The 2,109-nt window shown below is 39.4% G+C and carries 2 protein-coding genes; both read right to left on the bottom strand.

All coding sequences use genetic code 11. The features are described 5' to 3' along the window. On the bottom strand, positions 1 to 809 hold an 809-nt coding region (locus ACMGDK_RS19725), incomplete at its 3' end, for a hypothetical protein (RefSeq protein ID WP_436809512.1). A 10-nt stretch (positions 810 to 819) separates the two neighbouring features. Then, on the bottom strand, positions 820 to 2,109 hold a 1,290-nt coding region (locus ACMGDK_RS19720; protein WP_436809511.1), incomplete at its 5' end, for a T9SS type A sorting domain-containing protein.

Genomic DNA, 2,109 nt, shown 5'->3' with positions numbered 1-2,109 from the left:
GCAGTATTTATTTTCTGAAGCTGGCAGCTTTTATAAAGCAATGTGGTAGTATCAGTATCATACTTTGTATTTTTCTGATAGGTGAAATTCGCGGTTTCCACCCCATCAGCATTGGTAATTCTGGTCAGGAAAAAGGCTGATTTGTATTCCCATCCCCAAAGCCCTTTTTCATCATAAAAATGATCATACACGGCTGCTGTAGAATAATCATTAAAATAATAGGTGCTGCCATCATCATCCGTAATGATAAAGGAGTCAATAACCAGCGTAGCAGTATTATTCTGTTTGATATAGGCTATTTTGACGTGGTTCAGAGGAGAAAGATCTACTATTCTGAACGTGTTTTGTACGGTATCTCTTTCTATTTTAAATTTCCCGGAAAATCCCGGAAGATTATAATAATATTCATCATCAAAGACATTTTTTTCATAGTGAGGACTAGCCGTATTCTGAAAAGCTTCATCCACCATAATCCCGTTGATTTTTCTTGAAATCACCCCGCCCTTGAACATGGACCAGCCTGCTCCAACTTCACCTGCTGCATTGTCTGAAGAAACATCTGTTGGATTATAACTCAGCTGCAAACCAAAGCTGGAACCTCCAAATCCTGAGATACTAAGCAGCGGTATTGAAATTTCGGGTATGCCCAATGCTAATGATGGCGGATTATCCGTAAAATCAGCAAGGGAAGTAAGTGAAGGAACGGGATTGGCGGTATCTCCAAAGTTAACACCCTGAAACTGGTGCTGTGCCTGGAGATGACCAAATAAGCCTACAAGGCTTATAAGACACATGTAGATTTTTTTCATTATTTAATGTTTATTTTTTTATGAGTTTTGCAGTTGCTGTTTTATTGGTATCTGTTTTTATGGTCACCAAATAAGCTCCCTGTATTAAATTCTGAGTATTAATCTTCGTCACTTTATTCTTAGTTTTCAAACTCTGAAGCTGTCTTCCTCCCATATCATACAGAATAATATCAGCTTCTTTAAACTGGGAGCCAATTTCCACATAAGCATAATCTGATACTGGATTAGGATAGATTTTAATGTCCTGTTTTTCAATCAACTGGTCAAGCTGCTTGTCTCCAAGTTTTACGATCTTCCAGTTCTCTTTTCCGAGCTCCTCGGCACTGGTTCCGGCCAGAATGATTGAGCCGTCTCTGTTTAATTTTATATCGGAAAGCCTTTCTTCTCTCTTTCTGGATTCGCCTTTTACATGTTTTCTCCACTGTTCGTTGCCTTCCTGGTCCAAATAAAGCATCCAGAAGGTTTCATCGTCCGATTCTATTTTTCCTTCTGCCTGGGTATAGCCTCCTAATAGAATTCCTTTGGAAGTTTTATCATCAGCCGAATGAAGCACACTTGTTCCCATCAGAATATCACGGTTTCCGAAATTGTATGATTTCTGCCAGATCTCTTCACCTTTTTCGCTTAGGGAGATCAACCAAAGGTCGGTTCCTTCTTCAATACCGACAGTTTTATTTCCGGAAATTTTACTTCTTGACTCACCCCCAACCAAAAATCCGGTCGAAGTCAGAGCCAGCGTTCTCAAATGATCATCATCTTTTCCTCCGAAATTCTTTTCCCATTCTACTTTGCCGTCTTTTGAAATTTTTATTATCCAAAAATCTCCTTCACCATAGTTTTCGGTTTTCTTTGAACCGCCCAAGTTGCTTCTGGAATAAATTCCTAGCAAGGCTCCACCATCTTTAGTAGGAATCATTTTTTCAACTTCATCCAGACCTTTTCCTCCTAAAATAGACTGAGAGAGTTCTTTGCCGTCTTTGTCCAGTTTTACAATCAAAACATCTTTGGAGCCATAACCTTTAGTAGTACCCTGAGCCTGTCGAAGGGTGACATTTCCAGCTACAAAGAATCCTAAGTCTGTAGTTTGAATAACAGATCTTGCTTCTTCATCGGATGCTGATCCTAGAGTTTTCTGCCAAAGTTCATCACCAAATTCGTTGAGCCTAATCAACCAAAAATCTGATCCACCTTTAGATTCGTCTTTCTTATCCAGACCTTTCCCTGAATAAGAAGTACCTGAGATCAAAAAACCTCCGTCCTGAGTAGATACTGAGGCTGAAAGGTAATCATGGTTATTTCC

Origin of the sequence: Chryseobacterium hilariae, from assembly GCF_051400735.1 — a bacterium.
Taxonomy (GTDB): Bacteria; Bacteroidota; Bacteroidia; order Flavobacteriales; family Weeksellaceae; genus Chryseobacterium.
This window is presented reverse-complemented; position numbering and strand designations above follow the sequence as displayed.